The following is a 255-nucleotide window of genomic DNA, read 5'->3' on the forward strand; positions in this document are numbered from 1 at the left end:
CAACTACCTGTTGTGGGCGCGGAGTGATTACCTCACTGAAAGGCGATGCGATAGTATCGTTTCATCATCAATCGCCTTTGATGCCACGGTCACCAGTCTTTACCTGCCTTTACTGTACGGCGGCAAGATCCATTTGCTCGGCGACGGGCAGGAGCTGGTTGAATTGCTCCCTGCGTTGTTGTCAATGGAATCAGGCGCTTTGGTTAAAATTACGCCCGGTCATCTTTCGGCAATAGGGCAGAAATTGAAAACGAT

At 50.2% G+C, this 255-nt stretch carries 1 protein-coding gene; it reads left to right on the top strand.

Features of this window, described 5'->3' with window-relative positions; translation table 11 throughout:
• The coding region (locus EAE91_RS23915; RefSeq protein ID WP_214090592.1) for a hypothetical protein at positions 1-255 on the top strand (255 nt) is incomplete at both ends.

Origin of the sequence: Photorhabdus noenieputensis, from assembly GCF_018448935.1 — a bacterium.
In the GTDB taxonomy this organism is placed as follows: Bacteria; Pseudomonadota; Gammaproteobacteria; order Enterobacterales; family Enterobacteriaceae; genus Photorhabdus; species Photorhabdus noenieputensis.